This is a genomic window from Streptomyces sp. AM 4-1-1, from assembly GCF_029167625.1.
Classification (GTDB): domain Bacteria; phylum Actinomycetota; class Actinomycetes; order Streptomycetales; family Streptomycetaceae; genus Streptomyces.
On sequence record NZ_CP119145.1, the window covers coordinates 3,731,594 to 3,754,268 of the forward strand.

Genomic DNA, 22,675 nt, shown 5'->3' on the forward strand with positions numbered 1-22,675 from the left:
TGATGCGACACGTACGAAGCGCGTACACACGCAGTGAACCGTATCCTCCGCAGGTCCCGGGTGAGGAGATGGTGTGAAAGTTTGCCGCCCCTTGGGGAAACGGCCGGGTGCGGTGCGGAACGCGGGGGAACCACCGGACTTGGGCTCGGGTCTGGGCGCGGGCTCGGACTTGGCCTCGGGCTCGGGTCTGGTCTCGACCTCGGCCACGGGCTCAGGCTTGGCCTCGGACTTGTCTCGGCCTCGGCCCGGCCCCGGACTCGGCTCAGACGAAGAGGAACGCCACCGCCGTCGTCGCACCCAGCGCCGCTCCCGCGACCGTCTGCGCGACGGTGTGGTAGGTCAGTCGGACGCGTGACCAGCACACGGCGACCGTCATGGCGTACGCGAACAGCCACCACGGCGAGTGCGCCATGGCGAGCAGTGCCACGACGGCCGACGCGACCGCCGAGTCCACCGAGATCTTCCACACCGTGTTGACGGCCAGCAGGACGACGGTCATCGCCCAGAGCGCGAGCATCGCGGCGAGGATGCCGGTCGGGGCGTGGCCGAGGACCATCACGACCGAGCCCGCGCCGATCGAGCCGAGGATGACGAAGAAGATCGGGGCCCGCTTGGTGCGGTCGACCACGTGCCGGTCGCCCCATGTGCCCCTGCCGCGTTCCCATTCGATGTATCCGGCGGGGATCAGCCCCGCGCACAGCGCGCCGAGGAAGCCCCAGAGGAGGCCGGTCCAGTCACCCGCCGAGGCCAGCCCGATGGCGAGCATCCCGACGAGCAGGACGTTGCGGGGCTGGAGGACGTCCGTGACCGTACGGGCCGCGGCGGTGACCCGCGTGGCGGGCGGGGCGGAAGGGGCGGCCCCGGGAGCGGCCGCGGACGCCGGGGAGGAAACCGAGGCCGCCGAGGGCGTGGAGGAGGCGGTGGACGCCGAGGAGGCGGGGGGCGTGGGGGATGTGGGGGTCACGCTGTCTTCTCCACTGACTTCAGGGAGCCCAGCACCTGCCGGGTCCGGTCGTTGGTGATCGTTCGGTACGCGGCGGCGACCCGCACCAGGCGGGCGACCTCGCCGTCCTGGTCGGCGGCGTGCTTCGCGTCGATCGTCGCGGCCCGGCCGGGCTGCCCGCCCTCGGCCTTGACCGCGAGGGCGGCCCTGATCCAGTGGGCCTCGGCGAGCGGGCCCGCCTTGCGCGGATCGGTGGTGTCCGCGGCGGCGGCGGCCGACGCCGCGGGCAGCAGCGCGTCCGGTACGTAGTGCCGCAGCTTCTCGGCCGCGTCCGCGATGTCGGCGGCCCATCGGTCGATCCGCAGGTCGGCGGGGGTGTCGAAGCGGGTCAGCTCGCGCAGGAGCGGGGCCGGGGGCTCGAAGGGCTGGTCGGGGAACGCGGTCATCAGCTCGTACCAGAGCGGGTGCAGCCGTGTCTGCGCCCGCCACAGCTTCGCGCGCCGCCAGCCCTTGCTGAAGGCGGGCACCGAGGCGCCCAGCGCGAAGAAGGCGAAGAGGACGACCTGCGCGGCCTCCGTGATCTCGTCGAAGTCCAGCGCGAACGCCTCGCTGGGGCGGTCGGCGACACTCACCCAGAGGAACAGGGTGCGGCTGACGGTGTAGCCGACCCCGATGAACATCGCGAAGGTCATCATGCCGAGACCGATCCGCAGATGACGCAGCCGGACGCCCATGGTGGCGAGGGCCCACTGGTACGCGCAGACGGCGGACGCGGCGCCGAGGTAGAGGTAGAACACGCTCATGTAGAGCGTCGCGCCCCACTGTCCCGCGTGGTCGGAGACGAACCGGTCCGACGGGGTCGAGCGGTCGACCACCGTGAAGAACAGCACGGTCAGCAGGACCAGCGTGGCGACGGACGCCTTGGCCGCGACCTGCTGCACGGCCCGCGCGAACCGCACATGGCGCGGGACGGCGCCGCCGTCCGGGTACTGCCCGTAGATGGCGACGATGTAGCTGAGAATGGCCAGGATCGCGACGGTCGACGTGTAGTGCTTGATCAGTACGGAGAGGTCGGTGACCGGGCTGTCGTTGAGCCCGATGCGGACGATCCGGGTCTTCGTCCACAGGGCGGCGGCGAATCCGGCGTAACAACCCCAGAGGGCGCGGCGCCGCTTGTCGTCCTCGCCGCCCCAGAGCGCGGCGGGCATGCGCCAGAGGGCGACAGCGGTCATCAGTACGGCTATCAGATAGCCGGCGAGATCGAGGGCGGTCACGGGCGGAGTCCTCGGGGAAGGGCCGTCCTCACGGCTGGGGGCGGCGGAACGGGCCGCGCCGCCGGTTGGCGACGGGCCGGGACAGCGAGTTGGCCAGGCGCCCCACCATGTCATCGCTCGTGACGTCTCTCGCCAAACGCGGGATCAGCGAGGCACCGAATTCGGCCACCCGTTCGTCGTGGGTGTCGTACTGCGCGCGCGCCTGGATCGTCGCCCCGGACCTGACCGCGTCGGCGACGGCGGGCGGCAGACCGTCCATGGGGTCCTCGCCGGCCGTCGGGCCGGCCGAACCGGGCGGGGCAGCAGGGTCAGAGGGGACGGACGGTACGGGGGAGCCGGGCGATACGGGGGCTTCGGGCGGGTCCGTGCTGAGCACCCGGTTGATCAGCGAGGTGTCGAAGACCGGCAGCAGCCGCCGCAGTTGCTCGTCGTCGAGGGTGGTGCCGTGGTCGAACCACTCGTGGCACAGCTCGTGCAGGATGACGTGCTGGGTCTGGTACGCGGTCGGGCGGCGGCGGTACAGCACGAAGCTGGTGCCGCCGGACTTGAGGCGCAGCCCGCAGGCGGTGTTGGCGCCCGCCAGTCGTTCGGGGAGTGCGTGCAGCACGATCGTCCGGCCCCGGGCGGCGGCCATGTTCGCCACCAGTCCCTCGATGCTGAACGGGGCGGGGATGGGCAGGTCGGCCAGTCCGGCCTCGCACTCTTTCCGCAGCTCGCGCATGGACATCGATACCTCTTGATCGTCGTCGCGCGGTGCGTGTGCCCCGTGGCGGTGGTGCCGGCCGGCACCCCCCGACGGGCGCACGCCCCTCGCTACTCTTCCCGGTCTCCGCGGGCGGCGTCCGCCTGCGGGTCCCCTGGTGCGTTCCCTTGTGACGACTGGGGTTCTTCCAGGAGGGAGAGCGCGAACCTCAGCAGTTCCGGCGGGAGCCCGTCGTCGTCCAGGCCCCGGCCCGCGAGGCCGCTCAGCTCACCCGTGCGGCGTTTCGCCAGGAACTGGAGACCGGCGACGACGTCGTCGACGACCTCGGACTCCTCCTTGAAGAACCGCCAGTCCACCCCGAAGCCGAGGCCGAGTGCCTTGAGGATGTCCTCCGAGGGCTGGGTGACCTTCCCGGCGAGGATGTTGGAGAAGTAGCTGTGAGAGAGGGAGCCGCCCCGCTCCTTGACGAGGTCCGCGAAGACCCGGCCCGACACCTTCTGGCCCGGGAAGGTCTTCTCCACCATGTACTCGACCTTCTGCTGCAAGGTCTTCAGGTCGGGCGTCTGCTCTTCGCCGTTGTCCATCCGGGCCCCCACGTTCACGTCCGCCGCTCGTGCGCTCTTCCGACGCTGCGCGGTGTTCGATTCGGTCAACGGGCTCGTACTGTAACGGACCGCGACACGGTCTCCCCGGCGCAAGCGACGAATGGGAACATCCCGGCTCCGTGAACAGGAACGGGCTTGCGCAAACACTTTACGTCACTGTTAACTCGAAAAAACGCGGGCGCGGGCGGGGGGCCACGAGGGGAGTCCCCTGCCCGCGCCTCGCCCGCGTGAACAGGGGTGTAGCCCTTCACGACGGGGGATGCGTGAAGGGCTACACCAGCATTATGTCCCCTGGCCAGGGACGGGGGACAGGAGCCCCGCCCGATGGGCGCGGCGACACGCGCGCCCACCGTCTCCCGGGGCCCCGCGCCCGTGCGCCCCGCCCACCGTCTCCCGGGGATGCCGCGCCCGTGCGCCCCCGCCCTCCGTGGTGCGCCCCCACGCCCGTGCGCCCCCGCCGCCTCCATCTCCGCCCTCCGTGGTGCGCCCCCACGACCCGTGCGCCGTCCCGCGCATTCACGGGACGGATGCGGGGCACCCGTCGTACACGCCGGGGCATCCGTCGGACACGGACGGGGCACCCCTCGGACACATGCGGGGCGCGCAGACAACTTCTCCCGTCCGCCCAGGAAAATCTGCCGTGGCTACGATAGACATGAGGTGCCCGGGCAGGGCGGCCCCGGAATTTCGCTCCGGGCTCCTCGCCGCGTCACAGAAGAGGTGTACATGCCCCCAGAAACCCCGCCGCAGGCCACGGACCGGCTCGACGACGACGACTACCCCGCCTACACCATGGGGCGCGCCGCGGAGATGATCGGTGCGACGCCCGGTTTCCTCCGGGCCATCGGTGACGCGCGCCTGATCACGCCCCTGCGGTCCGAGGGCGGCCACCGCCGCTACTCCCGCTACCAACTGCGCATCGCGGCCCGCGCCCGCGAACTCGTCGACGGCGGTACCCCGATCGACGCCGCCTGCCGCATCGTGATCCTGGAGGACCAGCTCGAAGAGGCGCTGCGCCTCAACGCCGAGCTGCGCCGGCCCACCGCCGACTCGGCCTCCGGGCCGGGCGCCGGCCAAGCACCGGGCCGGAACAACGCCTCCTGACCGATCACCGGGCGAGAATATCTCCGTCGGCAGGCACAGAATTTTGTGCCGTGTGCGATGAGAGTTTATGGGCCACGGAACGGAGCGATATTACGTGCCGCGCCTGTCCGCTTGCATCGTGCTACGGTTGATCTCAGTTGCAGTTGTGGTTCCCAAAAAACTTCAAGTGTTCTCGCCGATTCCTACGGTGAGCGCACTTCTGTATTTCCCGGATTCTCTTCCGGGCGGGGTAATCATCGCGGCGACGTGGGGTCCGCACAGTGTGGGCCTCCGGGCATTGCCCCGAAGGAGATATGAACATGGCTACTGGCACCGTTAAGTGGTTCAACGCGGAAAAGGGTTTCGGATTCATCGAGCAGGAGGGTGGCGGCGCTGACGTCTTCGCCCACTACTCCAACATCGCCGCCCAGGGCTTCCGCGAGCTCCAGGAAGGCCAGAAGGTGAACTTCGACGTCACGCAGGGCCAGAAGGGCCCGCAGGCCGAGAACATCGTTCCCGCCTGACGCTGAGGCGTACAGCAGCTGGGGCCCGCACCTTGGGTGCGGGCCCCAGCTCGTTGCTTTTTTCCGCGTCCGCCAGGACCGGTCCCACGGACCCCGTCGCACGACGGCCGTCCGGCCCCGTCGCACCGACGGCGTCCGGATCTGTCGCACGGCTGACGCAGCACACACCCGCCGCACGGCGGGCACCGCGGCCGGAAACACTTCCGCCGCACCCCTGATTTCGACACCCCGGCCTTCGCGCCGAGTGAATGTCAGTCACCACGAAGCTCCCGGACACAGCTCACAGACGGCGACCGCGCTTCGTTATACAACGGCTCGTTCTTGCGATTCTTGGCGCCGCTCAATGCTGCGGGAATTCCTCGATACGTGCCACATCGAGGAAGGTTCTGAATGAACCGCACACGTACGAACGACCGCTATTCCCGCTCGGGCGGCTCCGCCGGTTCGGCGGGTGGCTCCCGGCGCAGCGCGGGCGGCTACCGCTCGCAGGCCCCGTCGTCCCGCCAGGGCGCCCCGAACCGCTCCGGCGGCCCCAGCCGCTTCGGCGGCGGCCGACGCCCCGCGGTCCAGGGAGAGTTCGCGCTCCCCGTCACGATCACCCCGGCCCTGCCCGCCGCGGCGGCCTTCGCCGACCTGGACATGCCCGCGCCCCTCCTGGCGGCGCTCACCACCGAGGGCATGACCGTGCCGTTCCCGATCCAGGCGGCCACCCTGCCGAACTCGCTGGCCGGACGCGACGTCCTGGGCCGCGGCCGTACCGGTTCGGGCAAGACGCTCGCCTTCGGCCTGGCCCTGCTCGCCCGGACGGCCGGCCAGCGCGCCGAGCCCCGCAAGCCGCTCGCCCTGGTCCTCGTACCCACCAGGGAGCTGGCGCAGCAGGTCACCGACGCGCTCACCCCGTACGCCCGGTCGCTCAAGCTGCGACTGGCCACCGTCGTCGGCGGCATGTCGATCGGCCGCCAGGCCAGCGCGCTGCGCGGTGGCACCGAGGTCGTCGTCGCCACCCCCGGCCGGCTAAAGGACCTCATCGAGCGCGGCGACTGCCAGCTCGACCGGGTCGCCATCACCGTCCTCGACGAGGCCGACCAGATGGCCGACATGGGCTTCATGCCGCAGGTCACCGAGCTGCTGGACAAGGTGCGCACGGGCGGGCAGCGAATGCTGTTCTCGGCCACCCTCGACCGCAACGTCGATCTGCTGGTCCGCCGCTACCTCCACGACCCGGTCGTCCACTCGGTCGACCCGGCGGCGGGCGCGGTGACCACGATGGAACACCACGTGCTGTACGTCCAGGGCGCGGACAAGTACGCCACCACGACCGAGATCGCGGCCCGCGACGGCCGGGTGATCATGTTCCTGGACACCAAGCACGCCGTGGACAAGCTCACCGACCACCTGCTGAAGAGCGGGGTACGGGCCGCGGCGCTGCACGGCGGCAAGTCCCAGCCGCAGCGCACCCGCACCCTGACCCGGTTCAAGACCGGCCACGTCACCGTGCTGGTGGCCACCAACGTCGCGGCGCGCGGCATCCACGTCGACAACCTGGACCTCGTGGTCAACGTCGACCCGCCGAGCGACCACAAGGACTACCTGCACCGCGGCGGCCGTACCGCCCGTGCCGGGGAGTCCGGCAGCGTCGTCACCCTGGTGCTGCCCAACCAGCGCCGCGAGATGACCCGGCTGATGGCCGACGCGGGCATCACCCCGCAGATCGCCCAGGTCCGCTCCGGCGAGGCCGAGCTGAGCCGGATCACCGGCGCGCAGGCACCCTCGGGTGTCCCCGTCACGATCACCGCCCCGGTGACCGAGCGCGCCAAGGGCGGTGCCTCGTCGTCACGCGGCCGGCGCGGCCGTCCCACCCAGGCCCGCCGCTCGTCCGGCGGCGCGTCGCCCCAGGCGCGTACCGGCGCTCCGCAGCGCCGGACGTCGTACGGCAACGCCGCATAACGGCTTCGGCCACGCCGGGGAGCGGGCGCTCCCCGGCGTGGCCGTACGTTCCGGACCGGCCGTCCGCGCCCGCCGCGGCCGGCCGGGTCCGTCCCCATCCGGTTCCCCCTCCGACCCTGTTGAGGCACTATGCGCTGTGTCATCGCCCGTTTCCCCTTCGACCTGTTCAAGAGCGAGGTGCTGGATGCGATGAAGGGCATCAAGCCCGAGCCCGTGACGGGTGACTCGGTGACCATCGGCCGCCGCGTCTTCCCGGTCAAGCAGGTCGGGGAAGTGATCACCCGGCAGGACCGCCGCGACTTCACCTCCGGTGAGGTCGTCAGGGCCCTGACCCGTCTCGGCTTCACCTGCACCACCGTCGCCGCACCGGCCCCGGTCGTCCCGCCCACCCCGCTGGAGACGGCGTCGGCGATGCTCGGAACCCCGGCGGACGCCTGACGGACGGACCGCGACCCCTCCGGGTCGGACCGTCGGTCATGTCCTGTGAAGCCCCCGGCCCTCGTGGCCGGGGGCTTCACACGTTTTCGCACCCCCCGTGGCCCGCCGGTCCGCGCACGGGTACGGGCGCCGAGTTGCGAGTGGCGGGCGACCCCGGACGATGGCAGGTGGGGCGCTTCTCCGTGGCCCCGCCCGCACACCCAGTGACAGGACTCCCGCCATGGCCCACCTGCCCGCGCCGCCCGCCCCCGTCCTGGAGCCCGCCGCGAGGGAACTCGCCGAGGCCACCGCGCCCCACCCCCGGATCTACGAGGTCCCGCCCGAGCGGGGCCGCCACATCCTCGCGGGTCTCCAGTCCGGCGAGGACGTCGACAAGCCGGAGGTCGACGAGGAGTGGGTGACCGTGGACACCGGGGAGTACGGCCGGGTACGGGTACGGATCGTCCGGCCCGCGGGCGTCGGCGGCGACCTCCCCGTCATCCTGTTCGTCCACGGCGCCGGATGGGTCTTCGGCGACGAGAACACCCACGACCGGCTCGTCCGCGAACTGGCCGTCGGAGCGAACGCGGCACTGGTCTTCCCCGTGTACGACAGGGCGCCCGAGGCGCGCTACCCGACCCAGATCGAGCAGAACCACGCCGTCGCCGCCTGGATCGCCACCCAGGGCACGGACCAGGGCCTGGACCCCACCCGCATCGCGGTCTGCGGCGACTCCGTCGGCGGCAACATGGCGACCGTCCTCGCCCTGATGGCCAAGGAGCGGGGAACCGTCCGGTTCAGGGCCCAGGTGCTGCTGTACCCGGTCACCGACGCGGACTTCGGGACGGCCTCGTACCGCCGGTTCGAGGACGGCCACTACCTCACCCGGGACGGAATGATCTGGTTCTGGGACCAGTACACGACCGACCCCGCCCAGCGCGCCGAGCCCTACGCCTCACCGCTGCGCGCGAGCCTCGACCAGTTGCGCGGTCTGCCGCCGACCCTGGTGATCACCGGGGAGGCCGATGTGCTGCGCGACGAGGGCGAGGCGTACGCGGCGAGGCTGCGGGAAGCGGGCGTGGAGGTCACGGCGGTACGCGTCCTGGGCGTGGTCCACGACTTCCTGATGCTGGACAGCCTCCGCGACTGCCGGGGCACGGCCGTGGCGCGCGAACTGGCGACGGGGGCGCTGCGGCGGGCGCTGGCGTGAGGCCCTTCACGCGTCGCCGTCGGCCCCGCGCTCACGTGTCGCTGTTCGAGCCCGCGCTCACGCGTCTTCACGTGTCGCTGTTCGCCCCCGCGCTCACGCCTCTTCACGCGCCGCCGTTGCCCCCGACTGCCGCCCGTCGGCCATCGCCCGTCGGGCCCGTCACACGTCGAGATCGTCGTCCGCCTGCGGCCCGTACAGCTGGAGCAGTCGGCTCCTGGTCCCGTACAGACGTCCCGCCACCGTCTCGGCGACGTACCTGTACACCGCGCGGCCCAGCACCGGGTCGTCCTCGCACAGGTCCCGGACGGCGGCGGCGTCGAACTCCGCCGCCCACACCGGGTGGACCACCTGCGCGCCCAGGTGCCACAGGTGCGGGGGGAAGAGCCACGACCAGCCCAGCATGTCGTCGCGGCCGAGCGTTTCGACGACCACGGCCCGGCGACCCGGGACATGGATGTCGACCTCGACCTGTCCGGAGTGGATGACCCAGAACCGGTCGGCCTTGCGGCCCTCCTCGAAGACCCGGGCGCCCCGGGGGAGCGAGACCTCGTGGGTGGCCTCGGCCAGCAGCCGTTCCCGTCCCTCCGGGGGGAGCGCGTCGAGCAGGCTCCTGTTCGTCGTCATGGCGTCCTCCATTCGGGGCGGTACCGCCTGATATCAACGATATGGGGTGTTCGGCGGGACTGCGCGGCCGTGCTCCGTACGGCTCCGGGAGTGTGAAGGGCGTCCCCGTGGGCACATACCCGGATACCGCCAGGAGGTGATGGCAGTGGGCCGTATCAAGATCGTCCGCCGTCCGCAGGTCCCTTCGCGTCCGCCGCCCCTTGATCTGCGCAGCCCTTCGGGCCGCCCCCTGCCGTACTGAACCGACGGTCCGGGGACACGAGCGGGCCCCGTCGCCGCACCGGCCGGGTTCTCGGCTGCCCGCCTGCCCGCCCGCCGCGCCGCGTTCGAGGGCGCGTGCGTGCCACGGCATGCCCGTCCGGCCCGGCCGTGGTGCCATGAAGCCGTGGTGCCAAGAAGGGGCGACCCTGCTGGGGAGAGTCGATGAAGCCCATGACACAGGCCTGGACGTGGTCGTACGAGGGGTACGACCCCGAGAAGGAGCGGCTTCGCGAGGCGTTGTGCACGCTCGGCAACGGCTACTTCGCCACGCGCGGCGCCGCCACCGAGACGCCCGTGGGCCCCTCGCACTACCCCGGCACCTACGCCGCGGGCTGCTACAACCGGCTGACCTCCACGGTCGCTGGCCGGCAGGTCGAGAACGAGGACATGGTCAACCTGCCGAACTGGCTGCCCCTGCGCTACCGCATGTGCCCGGCCGACGCCGATCCGGGCCCGTGGCTCTCGCCCGACCATCCCCAGCTGGTGGAGTACCGCCAGAGCCTGGACCTGCGCGGCGCCACACTCACCCGCCGGGCCGTCTACGCGGACCCGGCCGGGCGCCGGCTCGACGTGGAACAGCGGCGCCTGGTCCACATGGGCGACCCGCACCTGGCCGCCCTGCACACGTCGTTCACCCCCGAGGGGTGGTCGGGCGCGGTGGAGGTGGAGTCCGGGATCGACGGCGACGTACGCAACACCGGGGTCGTCCGATACGCCGACCTGGCGAACCTGCACCTCACCGCCTGGGACACCGGCGCCGAGCCTGACGACCGCGCCGACCGCGACGACCGCGACGACACGGTGTGGCTGCGCTGCCGCACCTCGGAGTCCGAGATCGGCGTCGCGCTCGCCGCACGGACCGTCGCCGCCCCCGCGCCCCCCGAAGCGCCACGGACCCGGCTCACCGACCGGGGCGCGTACCAGGTGCTGACGCTGCCGGTCGGACCCGGGGCCGGGGTGGTCGTCGAGAAGACGGTCGCCCTGTACACCTCCCGTGACCCGGCGATCGGCAGCCCGGTCCGGGCGGCCCTCGGAGCCGTACGCAGGGCCCCGGACTTCACCGGGCTGCTGGCCTCGCACCACCGGGCCTGGGAGCACCTGTGGCGGCAGGCCCGCCTCGAAGTCCCCGGCGAGCCCGGCCGGATTCTCCGGCTGCACCTCTTCCACGTCCTCCAGACCCTCTCCCCGCACACCGCCGAACTGGACGTCGGGGTCCCGGCCAGGGGGCTGCACGGCGAGGCGTACCGGGGGCACGTCTTCTGGGACGAGCTGTTCGTCCTGCCGTTCCTGAACCTGCACTTCCCCGAGGTGTCCCGGGCGCTGATCGGCTACCGCCACCGCAGGCTGCCCGCCGCCTGCGAGGCGGCGCGCGAGGCCGGTCGGAGCGGCGCGATGTACCCGTGGCAGAGCGCCGGAGACGGCCGCGAGGAGACCCAGGAGCTCCACCTCAACCCGCACTCGGGGCGCTGGCTCCCCGACAACTCCCGGTTGCAGCACCACGTCGGCTCGGCGGTCGCGTACAACGTCTGGCAGTACTGCCAGGCCAGCGGGGACACGGAGTTCCTGCACACCAAGGGCGCCGAGACGCTGCTCCAGATCGCCAGGTTCTGGGCGAGCCGCGCCGAGTGGGACGGATCGCTCGGCCGGTACCGCATCCGGGGGGTGGTCGGCCCCGACGAGTACCACGACGCCTACCCGGACGCGGAGACCCCGGGCCTCGACGACAACGCGTACACGAACGTCATGGCCGCCTGGGTGCTGGCGCGGGCCGGTGAACTGCACCGCGCGCTGCCGGACACCTGCCGGGGGTGGGTGTGCGACCAGATCCAGCTGGCCCCCGAGGAAGTGGAACGCTGGGACGACATCGCGCACCGGCTGCACGTGCCGTACCACCGGGGCGTGATCAGCCAGTTCGCCGGTTACGGGGAGCTGGCCGAGCTGGACTGGGAGGGATACCGGAAGCGGTACGGGGACATCCGGCGGCTGGACCGCATCCTGGAGGCGGAGGGCGACACCCCCAACCGCTACCAGGCGTCGAAGCAGGCCGATGTGCTGATGCTCGGCTACCTCTTCTCACCGGCCGAACTCGCGGGCGTCTTCCGGCAGCTCGGTCATGTGCTCGACGACGACGTGTGGCGCACGACCGTCGACCACTACCTGGCGCGTACGAGTCACGGCTCCACGCTCAGCGCCCTGGTGCACGCCTGGGTGCTGGCCCGGGTCCGGCGGGACGACGCGTGGGCGTACTGCGAGGAGGCCCTGATCGGGGACGTCGCCGACATCCAGGGCGGCACCACGGAGGAGGGCATCCACCTGGGCGCGATGGCGGGCACCCTCGACTTCGTACAACGCGGCCTGACCGGCCTGGAGACCCGGGACGACGCGCTGTGGCTGTCCCCGGCGACACTGCCGCAGCTGTCGAAGTTCGGGGTACGCATCCGGTACCGCCACCACTGGGACGTGGACCTGAGCCTGCGCGCCCAGAGCCTGCGGATCGCGGTGCCGGACGGGAGCGAGGGCGCGCGCGGCGGACCGGGGGCGGCGGGCGGGGCGCCGAAGGGGACGCGGGACGCCGGATCGCGGGGCGGTCGGCGGGACGGGGCGCGGGACGCCGGATCGCGGGGCGGTCGGCGGGACGGGGCGCGGGACGCCGGATCGCGGGACGGTCGGCGGGGCGGGGCGCGGGACGCGGGGGCCGATGACGTACGGGACGCGGTGCGGGTGGTCCTCGACGGGCGCTCGTTCACGATCGCGCCGGGCACGGCCCGCCGGCTCGACCTGCCCGACACCTGAACGCGCCGGATCAGTTGCCTGCGGCCACCGTCCGTCCGGGGCCCGCGGCGGCCCGCGGTCCGCACGACGAGTGACCCGCGCACGGGCCGGATCACCGCCCTGCACGGTCCCTGGCGGGTCAGCGGGTCAGCGGGTCAGCGGATCGGCGGTCAGCGGATCGGCGGACTGACGGACCGGCGGACCGACGGGCCGGTCCGACGGTACGGGCCCGGTGCGCGTCGCGACCGACCGCGCACCGGGCCCGTACCTCTGCCCGTTCACCTTCTCCCGCTCTCGCTCGTTCCCCGATCCCCGACTCCCATTCCCGATCACTCACCGGGGCAGGTCACCCGGTCAGGTCACCCGGGCAGGTCGCCGGGTTGGCCGCTGGTGGGGGCCGAGGTGTGCTGGTGGCCGCCGGGGCGGGGGGTGGTGGTGGCGTCGCGGATGCTGTCACGCGCCGCCGCGGCGACCGCCTCCGGAGTGAGGCCGAACTCGTCGTACAGCCGCTGGTAGTCCGCGGACGCGCCGTAGTGCTCCAGGCTGACGATGCGGCCCGCGTCCCCGACGACCTCGCGCCAGCCCTGACCGACGGCGGCCTCGACGCTGACCCTGGCGCGCACGGAGGGCGGCAGGACCTCGTCCTGGTAGTCGAGGGGCTGCGCCGCGAACCACTCGCGGCACGGCATGGAGACCACCCGGACGGACAGTCCCTCCTCGGCCAGCCGGGTGCGCGCGTCGACCGCGATCTGCACCTCGGAGCCCGTCGCGACGAGGATGACGTCCGGTGTCGTACCGGAACCCTCCGCGAGGACGTACGCGCCACGGGCGGCGCCCTCGGCGGGTGCGTGGGCGCCGGTACCGCGTTCGAGCACCGGGACGTTCTGCCGGGTCAGCACGAGACCGGCGGGCCGGTCGGAGTGCTCCAGGATGGTGCGCCAGCAGACCGAGGTCTCGTTGGCGTCACCCGGCCGGACCACGTCGAGACCGGGGATGGCGCGCAGCGCGGCCAGATGTTCCACGGGCTGGTGGGTGGGGCCGTCCTCACCGAGGCCGATGGAGTCGTGGGTCCAGACGTAGGTGGCCGGAAGCTGCATCAGCGCGGCGAGCCGGACGGCGGGACGCATGTAGTCGCTGAAGGTGAGGAACGTACCGCCGTACGGGCGGGTCAGGCTCTGGAGGGCGATGCCGTTGAGGATGGCGCCCATCGCGTGTTCGCGGATGCCGAAGTGGAGCGTACGGCCGTAGGGGCCGCCCTTCCACAGCTCGGTCTGCCGGTCACTGGGGACGAACGACGGCTCGCCGCCCATCGACGTGTTGTTGCTCTCCGCGAGGTCGGCGGAGCCGCCCCACAGCTCGGGGAGTACGGGGGCCAGCGCGTCCAGGACCGCCCCGGACGCCTTGCGGGTGGCCATGCCCTTCGGGTCGGCGGGGAACGACGGCAGGGCGTCGGTCCAGCCCTCGGGCAGCTTCCGGCCCTGGAGACGATCCAGCAGGGTGGCCCGTACGGGATTGTCGGACCGCCAGGTCTCGAAGCGGGGCTGCCACTGTTCGTGCAGCTCACGGCCCCGGTCCTTGACCTCGCGGGCGTGGGCCAGCACCTCGTCCTCGACGGTGAAGGTCCGGTCCGGGTCGAAACCGAGGAGCTTCTTGGTGGCGGCCACCTCGTCGTCCCCGAGCGCGGAACCGTGGGCCTTGCCGGTGTTCTGCTTGTTCGGCGCGGGCCAGCCGATGATCGTACGCAGCATGATCAGCGAGGGGCGGGACGTCTCGGCCTTCGCGGCCTCGATCGCGGCGAGCAGCGCGTCGACGTCCTCGACGTAGTCGCCCGTACGGGTCCAGTCCACGGTCTGTACGTGCCAGCCGTAGGCGGCGTACCGGGCGGGCACGTCCTCGCTGAAGGAGACGTCGGTGTCGTCCTCGATGGAGATGTGGTTCGAGTCGTAGAAGACGATCAGGCTGCCCAGCTCCTGGTGGCCGGCGAGCGAACTGGCCTCGGAGGTGACGCCCTCCATCATGTCGCCGTCGGACGCGACGACGTACACATGGTGGTCGAAGGGGCTGCTGCCGGGCAGGGCGTCCGGGTCGAGCAGGCCACGCTCACGGCGGGCGGCGAGCGCCATGCCGACGGCACTGGCGAGCCCCTGGCCGAGCGGCCCGGTGGTGATCTCGACCCCCCGGGTGTGGCGGTACTCGGGGTGGCCGGGGGTGGCCGATCCCCAGGTGCGCAGCTCCTTCAGGTCCTGGAGTTCGAGGCCGTATCCGGCGAGGTACAGCTGGATGTAGAGGGTCAGGCTGGAATGCCCGCACGACAGGACGAACCGGTCCCGGCCGAGCCACTGGTCGTCGTTCGGATCGTGCCGCATGACCTGCTGGAACAGCAGATACGCCAGCGGCGCCAGGCTCATCGCGGTGCCGGGGTGCCCGTTGCCGGTCCGCTGCACGGCGTCCGCGGCCAGCGCCCGTACCGTGTCGACGGCCCGCACGTCGACATCCCCCCAGCCGGCCTCCCGGACCACCGGGAGCGCCAGCTCGGGGGCCCGGCGGGTGCCCCTCACCGGAGCCCCGGTCGCCGGAGCACCGGTCGCCGGGGTGCTGCTTGCGGGAGCACCGGTCGCCGGAGTGCCGGATTCGGGTCGCTCACTTGCCATGTCACTCTCCTCGATCTCGGACGCCCGCCAAGGCGGGACAGACGCCCGGCGAGGCGGGACGGATGGCCCGACGCGGACGACGGCTCCATCCAATGCTGTCCCACTTCGGGCGGAGCTGCCCTACTTACGCCATACGCCGATCCGGGCCCTTCCCTGTCGGGCTCGCCCTCGTGGCCCTTCCTGAGGACTCTCCCCGGTGGGCCTTCGGACGGGCTTCCCCGGCGGGCTCCTGACGGACTTGTTCGGCCTGCTTGTTCCGGGTGCCCTGTCGGGGGGAGCGCACGCGTGGGGGGCGCGTGTCTGTCATCCGCGGCTTCGGCGGGTCCTCGGGTCGCGGCCGTGGTGAGCCCGGACAAGGGCGCTGCCGAGGTCTTCTTCCGCAGCACCCTTGTGGGCCTGGTGGTGTCCCGCTCGTCCGTGCGGCCGGCGAGGGGGTCCAGCAGTCCCGCTCACCAGTTGGGGTCGAGATTCAACACCGCGTCCTCGTCCGCCATCCACCGGTCGAACTCCGTCTGGGTCACGAAGACGGGTTGGCCGCCGACCGCACAGGTCAGCTCGGCGAGGGCCGACAGCGCGCCGACCGGATCGCTCATCGCCAGCTCCTGGCGCACCTCGGAGAGTTGGGGGAGGACCACTGCGGTGGCATGCGTGGCCCGCTTGTCGTCCAGCTGCCCGATCGCATGGCTGAGCAGACCGGAGGTCGCGGACGCGGTGAGGAGTTCGCGTTCCAGGAGTTCGGTGGCATCGTCCTCGGCTCCACCCGCGCGAGCCGCGACCAAGGCGGCCTGCAGGCCCTGGACGACCAGCGCGGCGGTGGCCTGACCGACGAGTCCGCCGACCAGTGCCCCGACCACGGGCACGGGCACGACTGTCTGCGCCACCGCGCCGCATCCCCAGGTGAGAGCGGTGGTCAGTGTCGCCTCGCAGCTCAGAGCGGCGAACTCCCCCGTATCGATCCGGCCGCGGGCCAGGTCCAGCCCCGCTTCCGCTACGGCGTACGCGGCTCGGGCGGTCGCGAAGGCGAGGTCGCCGCCGCCGAGGACGGCCGGGAGGCGGCCGGCCCTCGCGGCACTTCGCACCAGCGAGCCCAACGACGCCAGACTCCCCGACCGAACCGCGGCACGTGCGGCGGCGGCCGAGGCGGTGAACGCGGCGCAGGCCGCAGAGGTCTCGCCGGCCCGTACGCGTGCCGCCTGCGTCGCGGCACTGGTGATGCCACCGATCAGCCCACCGACAGCGGCTCCGGCGGCCCCGGCGGCGAGGGCTTCGCCGCCGACTGCTCGGACGGCTTGCCCACGAGCCCAGCCCGCCGGGTTTCGCGCGGCACGGTGGACATCTGCGAGGTCGACCGGTGTACTGCTCACGCCGCCGTGGTCGAGGCGGTCCGACAGATGGGCTCGGGCATCCGAGTAGTCCGCGTACCGCACACCGTCGGGATTCATGGCCAACCGGCGGTCCAAGAGGTCGTCGACGGCTGCGACCCGGTCGGCTGCCACCAACCGGGTCATGCCCGCGTAGTGCTGCCGGGAGACCTGGTGAGCGGTTGCGGTGACACCATCCATCAGTTTGGCCTGCGCTTCACCCACGACAGTCCCGCCGTCGACGAGGTACAGGTCGGCCGCAGCGGTCTGCGATCCGCCTGCCATCCACTCGGTGACCCGGGCCCGGACCGAGGAACCGGCCATGATCGCACGCCTATTGAATGACAGCTCGTGCATCACCTCGAAGAGATGGCCCGCGCGTTGGGCGTTGGCGATGTTCACGTAGCGCTGCGCCAACTTCCGTACGGTCTCCTGCGTCCGCAGCGTCTCGACGGTCGCCGCCGCCAGCCGCCGGGTGGCCGCATCGGCAACGGCCCAGGCGGCGTGGTCGGCGCCATGGGGGATCGTGGAGCGTCCGGACGAGCCAGGCACGGAACTCACGACACGGTTTCCATCGCCTGCAGCCGGCTCTCGGCGTCGGCGACGACCTGCCCCGATTCCTCGGTCATCCGTCCGTCCGCGTCGGTAATCGGGCAACCCATGACCATGACCGCGAGCCCGGCGAGATCCACCATCGCCGCCACCTCCGCGCGCCGACCGGAGTCGTACCGGGCGAAGTCGTCGCACGCTTCGACCAGCCCGGTGAACGACGGCAGCCGTCTCACCATCATGAACCGAAGGTCCCGAAGGATGTGCCGCATGGCCTTGCTGCGGTCGTACACCGCGGACGCCGCGTCCTCCGCCTCGCTCATCTCCGTCTCGTACCGCTCCAGGGCCTGTGCCTTCTCCTGTTCACCGCGTCTGAGTCTGCGGCTCTGCCATTCCCCGATGGCAGCGAGCGAGAGGACGGCCGGAGCCGCGATGATCAGGGACAGCACCGTTGTCCCGGCCGCCACCCCGCCACCGCCCGCGGCAACAGACCCGCCGCCCATCCACGCGAGCGTGGCACTGGTGGCCGCCGCCCCGGACAACCCCGATATCGCCGTGCCGGTGGAGGCGGAGGCGAAGGCACCCACCGCGAGATAGGCACCCACCCCGGCACCGGAACCGGCGAGGGCACCGCCTGCCAGCGCGCCGACAGCGGCCGTCACGGCACGTTCACGCAGCCGCTGAAGCTCGAAGTCCACCTCGCCACCGACGCTTGGCATGTCGATCGCGGCCAGCTCGACCAGATCGACGCGCTTGAGACGCTGAAAAACGTCCCGGAAGGGGACGAGGGCTTCGTCGTAGAGCGTCTGCCGCGCCTTCCGCTGGGCGGCGTTCTCCGCGGCGGCCCGCTGATTCAGTTCCTCCTGGCACTCAAGCAGACGCTCATACCTCCGTCGGTTCGTCTTCGCGAGCCTGACGGCGTCGACTATTGCGATGGCCATGTTGCCCCCCCTGATCTCGGCTCGGAGATTTTAATGCCGTGACCGACAACTTTCGCCCTGTTGTAACGGCAGGGCCGTTTGGACGATGCGTTGGGCATCGCGCGGTCCGACGTGGGCCGTTCCGTGCCCCCGGCCCCCGGTGTCGGAGGGCCGGAGGACTGTCAGTGCCGGCCGATAGGTTCTTCCGTCATCGGCAGTCAGCGACCACGGCGAGCAGCCCGGAGTCGCGAGTGCGGACGAACCGGGCACCGACCGAATCCGTTCAGAAGCAGACACGAGATACCGAGGAACCTGCGATGCGTACCCTGATCAGCACTGCCTTCCTGTCGCTCGACGGCGTCATGGAGGCGCCGGGCGGCGAGCCCGGCTACCGGAACTCGGGGTGGACCTTCAAGGACATCGAGTTCCTGCTCGACGCGTACGAGATCAAGGGCCGGGAGCAGCAGGAAGCCACCGCGCTGCTGATGGGCCGGGTCAGCTACGAGGCGTTCAGCCCGGTGTGGCCAGACATGGAGGAGTTCGCCGACTACAAGGTGATGCCGAAGTACGTCGTCTCCACCACCCTCACCGAGGACGACCTGGTCTCGAACTGGGGCGAGACGACGATCCTGCGCTCTCTCGACGAGGTCACCGCGCTGAAGGAGACGGAGGGCGGACCGATCATCCTGCACGGCAGCGCCGCCCTGAACCACGCCCTCTCGGACGCCGGCTTGATCGACCGGTACCACCTGCTCGTCTTTCCGCTGCTGCTCGGCGCGGGCAAGCGGCTCTTCAGCGACACGGACAATGACACGCAGAAGCTGAAGCTCGTCGAGTACGAGGTCTACGCCAACGGCCTGCAGAAGAACGTCTTCGACGTCGTCCGCTGACGGGTTCCACTCGTCCAGCCGTCGTTGGTGCTGCGGCCGACGGTACGCACCGCGCGTGCTCACGGAGCGCCCGACTGCTCGATCGGATGAGGGGCCCCATTGCCGCACCTCTTGCGCTCCAGCACCACGATGGGGCAATTCAGCGCGTCAGCGATCTTGGCCAGGTTCGCGGGAGTGGCGTTGCGCCAGCCGGACTCGATCTCTCCCATGAGCTGTTCAGAGATCCCTATGAGACCGGCGAGTGCTCGTTTGGTCAGTCCCGCCCTCTCGCGCGCGTACGTGACGGCCTGCGGCTCTTGACAGAGGCGGGCCGGACGCCTTCGTTGACGCGCAGCAACCATCACCACTCCTGGGTCACGCCGCACCATGGTCGGCGCTTGTCCGTCGTTCGGAGGGAACCCACCCGTCTCCGTGCTCAACCGGTGGCCATGCCGACGCAGACCAGGGCGACCTGCACCAGCAGGGCCACCAGCGCCGTGCACCACCACCGTTCGTCCGGGGTCGGCTCCCGCATCCGGCATGCGGGCTGCTCCTCTGGCAGAGGTGCTTTGCGCATGGCCGCTCCCATGGTCAGGAACGCGCAGCACGCCGCCGTACCGGCGATGACGGCCAGGGTGCGTACGGTCCCGTCGGGCAGGTAGGTCAGTGCGGCCCAGAGGAACATGGCCGGGATGAGAGCGGACGCGGCACCCGCCCATAACCCCACCTGGGGGTGGTCGCGTGCGATGCGGCGCAGGTGGTATTCCGTGGTGTCGGCCGCTGAGGGACGTTCGTACGGATCACAGACCAGGCAGCGCGAAGCCTCGCCGCACTGCACGCACAGAGCCAGGACTGTGCCGCAGTCCTCGCACGGGTCTCCGACCTCCTGGCGCGGTGTGAGCCGACGCCATGCCTTTCGACCGTTCACACCGCCACGTCCCGTGCTCCGTCACCGGCGCACACGGCCCAGATGGGCCAGATGGGCCCGTTCTCGGCGCAGACGGCCCAGACGCATTTGCCCAGGCCGTCGCGGTCGCTGACGCCCCAGCACCCGCCCGTGAAGGCGTCCACCAGCGCCAGACCACGTCCGGCCTCCTCGTCCGGGGACAGCTGCCGAAGAGAGGGCTCCTCGTCGTTGGCGTCGTGGACCTCGATGCGCACCCCGCCCTCCACCCGCTCGAAACGCGTCAGGATCAGCCGCCCGCCCGGCCGGCCCGCGTGCCGCACCGCGTTCGTCACCAGCTCCGAGACGACCAGTTCCGCCGTATCCGCGAGATGAACCAGGTCCCATTCCCCAAGGTGCTGGGCCAACAGACACCGCGCCCTCCCTACCGAGAGGGCACTGTGTGGCCACGCCGTGACGACAACGGACGGACATGGTCCGACGCCGACCGCCGACGCTCCGTGCGTCGCGCACTCGGCGTCCTTCCTTACAGCCGCGACGGTCGGGCCTGTCTTCTTACCGAACACTGTTACCTGTGGCTTTCTCTGGCGAAGTGACCGTTGCGGCGGGGCAGGTCCGACATGCCTCCTGCTCCCGCAGGCTCGGTGTGGTGGTCCCGGCCCGGTTGGGCTCGGGGGTGCCCGGGTCCGCCCCTGGTGGCATGCGGAGCCGGGCGGTCCGTCCTGGTCGCCGACCGGGGATGTGCCAGCCCGGCCGACGGGCTTTCCTGGGGCTCGTGTGACCAGGGCGGGGGTTTGTGGACTGTCCGTCGTCGGCGGGCGCTGTCGTGCCCGACTCGGGCGGGGGCACTGCCACGGGCCGGACGGTCAGCGTGTAGCGACACCCCTCGTCAGGAACGACCACAGACAGGGCTGCACCCTCCTTGAGCTGGTCCCGTACGGCCCGGCACTCCTCGGTGAGCCCAACCCAAAACCGCAAACGGGCAGGGCAGTTGGGCAGGGGTGTGGAGTCGACGCGCATCCACGGCATGACCCATGCCGAACGGCCGGGGTCGGGGTCGAGCCGGTCCGCGATGTGCTCGGCGCTACTCCGTAACCACCGCAGCGCGAGTTTCGGCGAGATCGTCTGGAAGGTGCCGAGAACGTACGGGACCGTTTCGCGCGTCCCGTACACCTCGCCCTCCGCGAGCACTTCGCACCAGTAGCCCGCCGGTATCCCCGCGCCGGACCACTCGGGCTGCCCCGTGGCCGTTCGCGCGGGCGTCTTCATGTCCGGGCCTCCTTTGCGGTGTCATCTCTTGCGGCGGTCGTGCTCGCACTAGGCAACCGTCCGACCACGCACAGCGGTACCGTTGGGAAGAGGCCAGGGGTTAAGAGCGTTAAGCGGTCAGAGCGCGGGAGTTGGGGCCAGTGACGACACGACAACCGAACGCCGGACTTGAGCGGCTGTACCGCGAGAGCGGGTGGACCCTGCGACAGTTCGCCCAAGCGGTCAACCGCATCGGCACCGAACACGGCACCCCGCTGAAGTACCAACAGCCCTCAGTGCACCAGTGGTTGGGTGGCCACCTACCGAAAGAGTCCGTCCGACCGCTGATTCTGGAAGCACTCGCGCGCAGGCTGAACCGTCCCGTCACGCGGGACGAGGCGGGATTCCCTACGCTCCCACAACCGCATAGCCGGCCGACCACAGCAGAAGAATTGATCGACCTCGGGAGGCAAGACATGGACCCGTCCCGCCGTAAGCTCTTAGCTGCGGGCCTATATTCTGCAGCTCTCAGCGTTCCGGCCTTTTCTGCTCTCGTGTCTGAGGCAAGCGCTGATGATCACGACCGCCTTACCCGGCCGACTGGTCGCATCGGGCCCGGCGAAGTCGATACCGTCCGCCGAATGACGGGCAAGATCGCAGACATCCTTGACGAACTAGGCGGTGGACATGCACGGCCGATGGCCGCCGCGTTCCTGGTGAACACGGTTGCAGGCTATTTGCATGCCGATGCCTCGGACGAAGTTCACCGAAACATGCTCTCCGCCGCATCCGACCTCACCTACCTCACAGGGTGGATGGCCATGTACGAGCGAGCGCACGGGCTAGGACAGACCTACTACCTGCACGCGCTTGACCTCGCCCGAGAATCGAATGACCAGCTCACTTACTGCCGCACTCTTCGCGGAATGAGCCTCCAGGCATCCCATCTCCGCTACGGACGAAAAGCATTGGAGTATGCCAACTCGGCCGCCGAAGCGGCACCTCAGGCAGGTCCGCGCCTTGTTGCGTTCCTCAGGGGACAACAGGCTCATGCTTCCGCCATGGTCGGTGACCGCCAAGGGGCAAGGGCAATGCTCAAAGAAGCGGAAACAGCTCTTTCTCGGGCGGACTCTCGGCGTGACGCCGTTGGCGGGTACGACCAGGCGGCTTTTCTATTTCATGTGTCTCACGTGCACTACGAGTCACGGGACCTGGCGGCTTCCATTAAAACGCTCCGGCATTCCATCCGGGTCATGTCTCCCTTGGAACGCCAAGGAAGATTGCACGCACACGCGGTACTCGCACAGCGGCAGTACGAGCTTGGGCACCTGGAGGAGGCATGTGCATCATGGGGGCGCTTTCTCGATGATTACGAAGTCCTGTCGACAGCGCGGGGCGACGAGCATTTCGATAAGTTGCGGTCTCTCAGCGTCCCGAGGGCTTCTCCTGTGGTCCGTGATCTTCATAACCGAATCAGTACCGTAGCGAAGCTGAAAGCAGCTTAATTAACGCTGTAGGCGATGCTGCACCGGCGCAGCACGCGGGACCACCCCCGCAGACGCGGGGACCACTGGCGTACATGGAGCCGGGCATCGGGACTTTCGGGACCACCCCCGCACGCGCGGGGACCACCAGCTCCTCGACAACGACGACATCTGGCGCAAGGGACCACTCCCGCACGCGCGGGGACCACCACGAGACCCGCCGCCACGGCCCGGCCGGCCCGGGACCACCCCCGCACGCGGGGACCACAGGCAGTACAGGACTCGCGCCCGGCGGCCGAGGGGACCACCCCCGCACGCGCGGGGAC

19 protein-coding genes and 1 CRISPR repeat array (1 of these 20 only partly in view) are annotated in these 22,675 nt (G+C 70.9%); of the genes, 8 read left to right on the forward strand and 11 right to left on the reverse strand.

What is annotated here, in order from left to right:
• Positions 1-262: 262 nt before the first annotated feature.
• The 4 genes from PZB75_RS16015 to PZB75_RS16030 all read right to left on the reverse strand — a co-directional run bounded on the left by PZB75_RS16015 (position 263) and on the right by PZB75_RS16030 (position 3,504).
• Complete coding sequence (locus PZB75_RS16015; RefSeq protein ID WP_275535978.1) at positions 263-964, reverse strand: hypothetical protein; 702 nt, start codon at positions 962-964, stop codon at positions 263-265.
• Entirely contained in the window at positions 961-2,217 is a 1,257-nt protein-coding gene (locus tag PZB75_RS16020) for an MAB_1171c family putative transporter (protein ID WP_275535979.1), read from the reverse strand. Before PZB75_RS16020 ends, PZB75_RS16015 begins: the two co-directional genes overlap by 4 nt.
• A 28-nt stretch (positions 2,218-2,245) precedes the next feature.
• Complete coding sequence (locus PZB75_RS16025) at positions 2,246-2,944, reverse strand: toxin (RefSeq protein WP_275535980.1); 699 nt, start codon at positions 2,942-2,944, stop codon at positions 2,246-2,248.
• A gap of 86 nt (positions 2,945-3,030) precedes the next feature.
• Positions 3,031-3,504: a hypothetical protein gene (locus tag PZB75_RS16030; RefSeq protein ID WP_275538730.1), complete on the reverse strand. Its 474-nt coding sequence runs from the start codon at positions 3,502-3,504 to the stop codon at positions 3,031-3,033.
• 747 nt (positions 3,505-4,251) lie between these two features.
• On the opposite strand from PZB75_RS16030, the gene PZB75_RS16035 reads away from it, so the two are divergent.
• The 5 genes from PZB75_RS16035 (at position 4,252) to PZB75_RS16055 (ending at position 8,706) form a co-directional block, all read left to right on the forward strand.
• A complete protein-coding gene (locus PZB75_RS16035; RefSeq protein ID WP_275535981.1) occupies positions 4,252-4,629 on the forward strand; it encodes a MerR family transcriptional regulator in 378 nt (125 codons plus the stop codon).
• Between the two features lie 299 nt (positions 4,630-4,928).
• Positions 4,929-5,132 (forward strand): cold-shock protein, encoded by a 204-nt coding sequence (locus tag PZB75_RS16040; RefSeq protein ID WP_006604711.1) that lies wholly within the window; start codon positions 4,929-4,931, stop codon positions 5,130-5,132.
• 390 nt (positions 5,133-5,522) lie between these two features.
• Complete coding sequence (locus PZB75_RS16045; protein ID WP_275535982.1) at positions 5,523-7,079, forward strand: DEAD/DEAH box helicase; 1,557 nt, start codon at positions 5,523-5,525, stop codon at positions 7,077-7,079.
• Between the two features lie 129 nt (positions 7,080-7,208).
• Entirely contained in the window at positions 7,209-7,517 is a 309-nt protein-coding gene (locus tag PZB75_RS16050) for an SCO5918 family protein (RefSeq protein WP_275535983.1), read from the forward strand.
• 220 nt (positions 7,518-7,737) lie between these two features.
• Positions 7,738-8,706, forward strand: coding sequence for an alpha/beta hydrolase (locus tag PZB75_RS16055; RefSeq protein WP_275535984.1), 969 nt, complete (start codon positions 7,738-7,740; stop codon positions 8,704-8,706).
• A 159-nt stretch (positions 8,707-8,865) separates the two neighbouring features.
• Here PZB75_RS16055 and PZB75_RS16060 read toward each other — a convergent pair whose 3' ends face one another.
• Positions 8,866-9,330: a cyclic nucleotide-binding domain-containing protein gene (locus PZB75_RS16060; protein WP_275535985.1), complete on the reverse strand. Its 465-nt coding sequence runs from the start codon at positions 9,328-9,330 to the stop codon at positions 8,866-8,868.
• Between the two features lie 432 nt (positions 9,331-9,762).
• Here PZB75_RS16060 and PZB75_RS16065 point away from each other — a divergent pair, with 432 nt between their 5' ends.
• A complete protein-coding gene (locus PZB75_RS16065) occupies positions 9,763-12,384 on the forward strand; it encodes a glycosyl hydrolase family 65 protein (protein WP_275538731.1) in 2,622 nt (873 codons plus the stop codon).
• A gap of 338 nt (positions 12,385-12,722) precedes the next feature.
• On the opposite strand, the gene tkt is transcribed toward PZB75_RS16065, so the two are convergent.
• The 3 genes from tkt to PZB75_RS16080 form a co-directional block, all read right to left on the reverse strand.
• A complete protein-coding gene (tkt, locus tag PZB75_RS16070; protein WP_275535986.1) occupies positions 12,723-15,014 on the reverse strand; it encodes a transketolase in 2,292 nt (763 codons plus the stop codon).
• A gap of 449 nt (positions 15,015-15,463) precedes the next feature.
• Positions 15,464-16,936, reverse strand: a complete 1,473-nt coding sequence (locus tag PZB75_RS16075) for a hypothetical protein (protein WP_275535987.1) — start codon at positions 16,934-16,936, stop codon at positions 15,464-15,466.
• Positions 16,933-17,865: a hypothetical protein gene (locus PZB75_RS16080; protein WP_275535988.1), complete on the reverse strand. Its 933-nt coding sequence runs from the start codon at positions 17,863-17,865 to the stop codon at positions 16,933-16,935. Before PZB75_RS16080 ends, PZB75_RS16075 begins: the two co-directional genes overlap by 4 nt.
• 296 nt (positions 17,866-18,161) lie before the next feature.
• Here PZB75_RS16080 and PZB75_RS16085 point away from each other — a divergent pair, with 296 nt between their 5' ends.
• Entirely contained in the window at positions 18,162-18,734 is a 573-nt protein-coding gene (locus PZB75_RS16085) for a dihydrofolate reductase family protein (protein WP_275535989.1), read from the forward strand.
• Between the two features lie 59 nt (positions 18,735-18,793).
• On the opposite strand, the gene PZB75_RS16090 is transcribed toward PZB75_RS16085, so the two are convergent.
• The 3 genes from PZB75_RS16090 to PZB75_RS16100 all read right to left on the reverse strand — a co-directional run bounded on the left by PZB75_RS16090 (position 18,794) and on the right by PZB75_RS16100 (position 20,024).
• Positions 18,794-19,075: a helix-turn-helix transcriptional regulator gene (locus tag PZB75_RS16090; protein WP_275535990.1), complete on the reverse strand. Its 282-nt coding sequence runs from the start codon at positions 19,073-19,075 to the stop codon at positions 18,794-18,796.
• Positions 19,076-19,149: 74 nt separating this feature from the next.
• Complete coding sequence (locus tag PZB75_RS16095) at positions 19,150-19,641, reverse strand: hypothetical protein (protein WP_275535991.1); 492 nt, start codon at positions 19,639-19,641, stop codon at positions 19,150-19,152.
• On the reverse strand, positions 19,638-20,024 hold the full coding sequence (locus PZB75_RS16100) for an ATP-binding protein (RefSeq protein ID WP_275535992.1): 387 nt from the start codon (positions 20,022-20,024) through the stop codon (positions 19,638-19,640). Before PZB75_RS16100 ends, PZB75_RS16095 begins: the two co-directional genes overlap by 4 nt.
• Before the next feature lie 1,038 nt (positions 20,025-21,062).
• Here PZB75_RS16100 and PZB75_RS16105 point away from each other — a divergent pair.
• Entirely contained in the window at positions 21,063-22,370 is a 1,308-nt protein-coding gene (locus PZB75_RS16105) for a hypothetical protein (RefSeq protein ID WP_275538732.1), read from the forward strand.
• A 37-nt stretch (positions 22,371-22,407) separates the two neighbouring features.
• Positions 22,408-22,675: direct repeats of the CRISPR family, unit length 29 nt; unit sequence GGGACCACCCCCGCACGCGCGGGGACCAC; it runs 1,831 nt beyond the window's last position.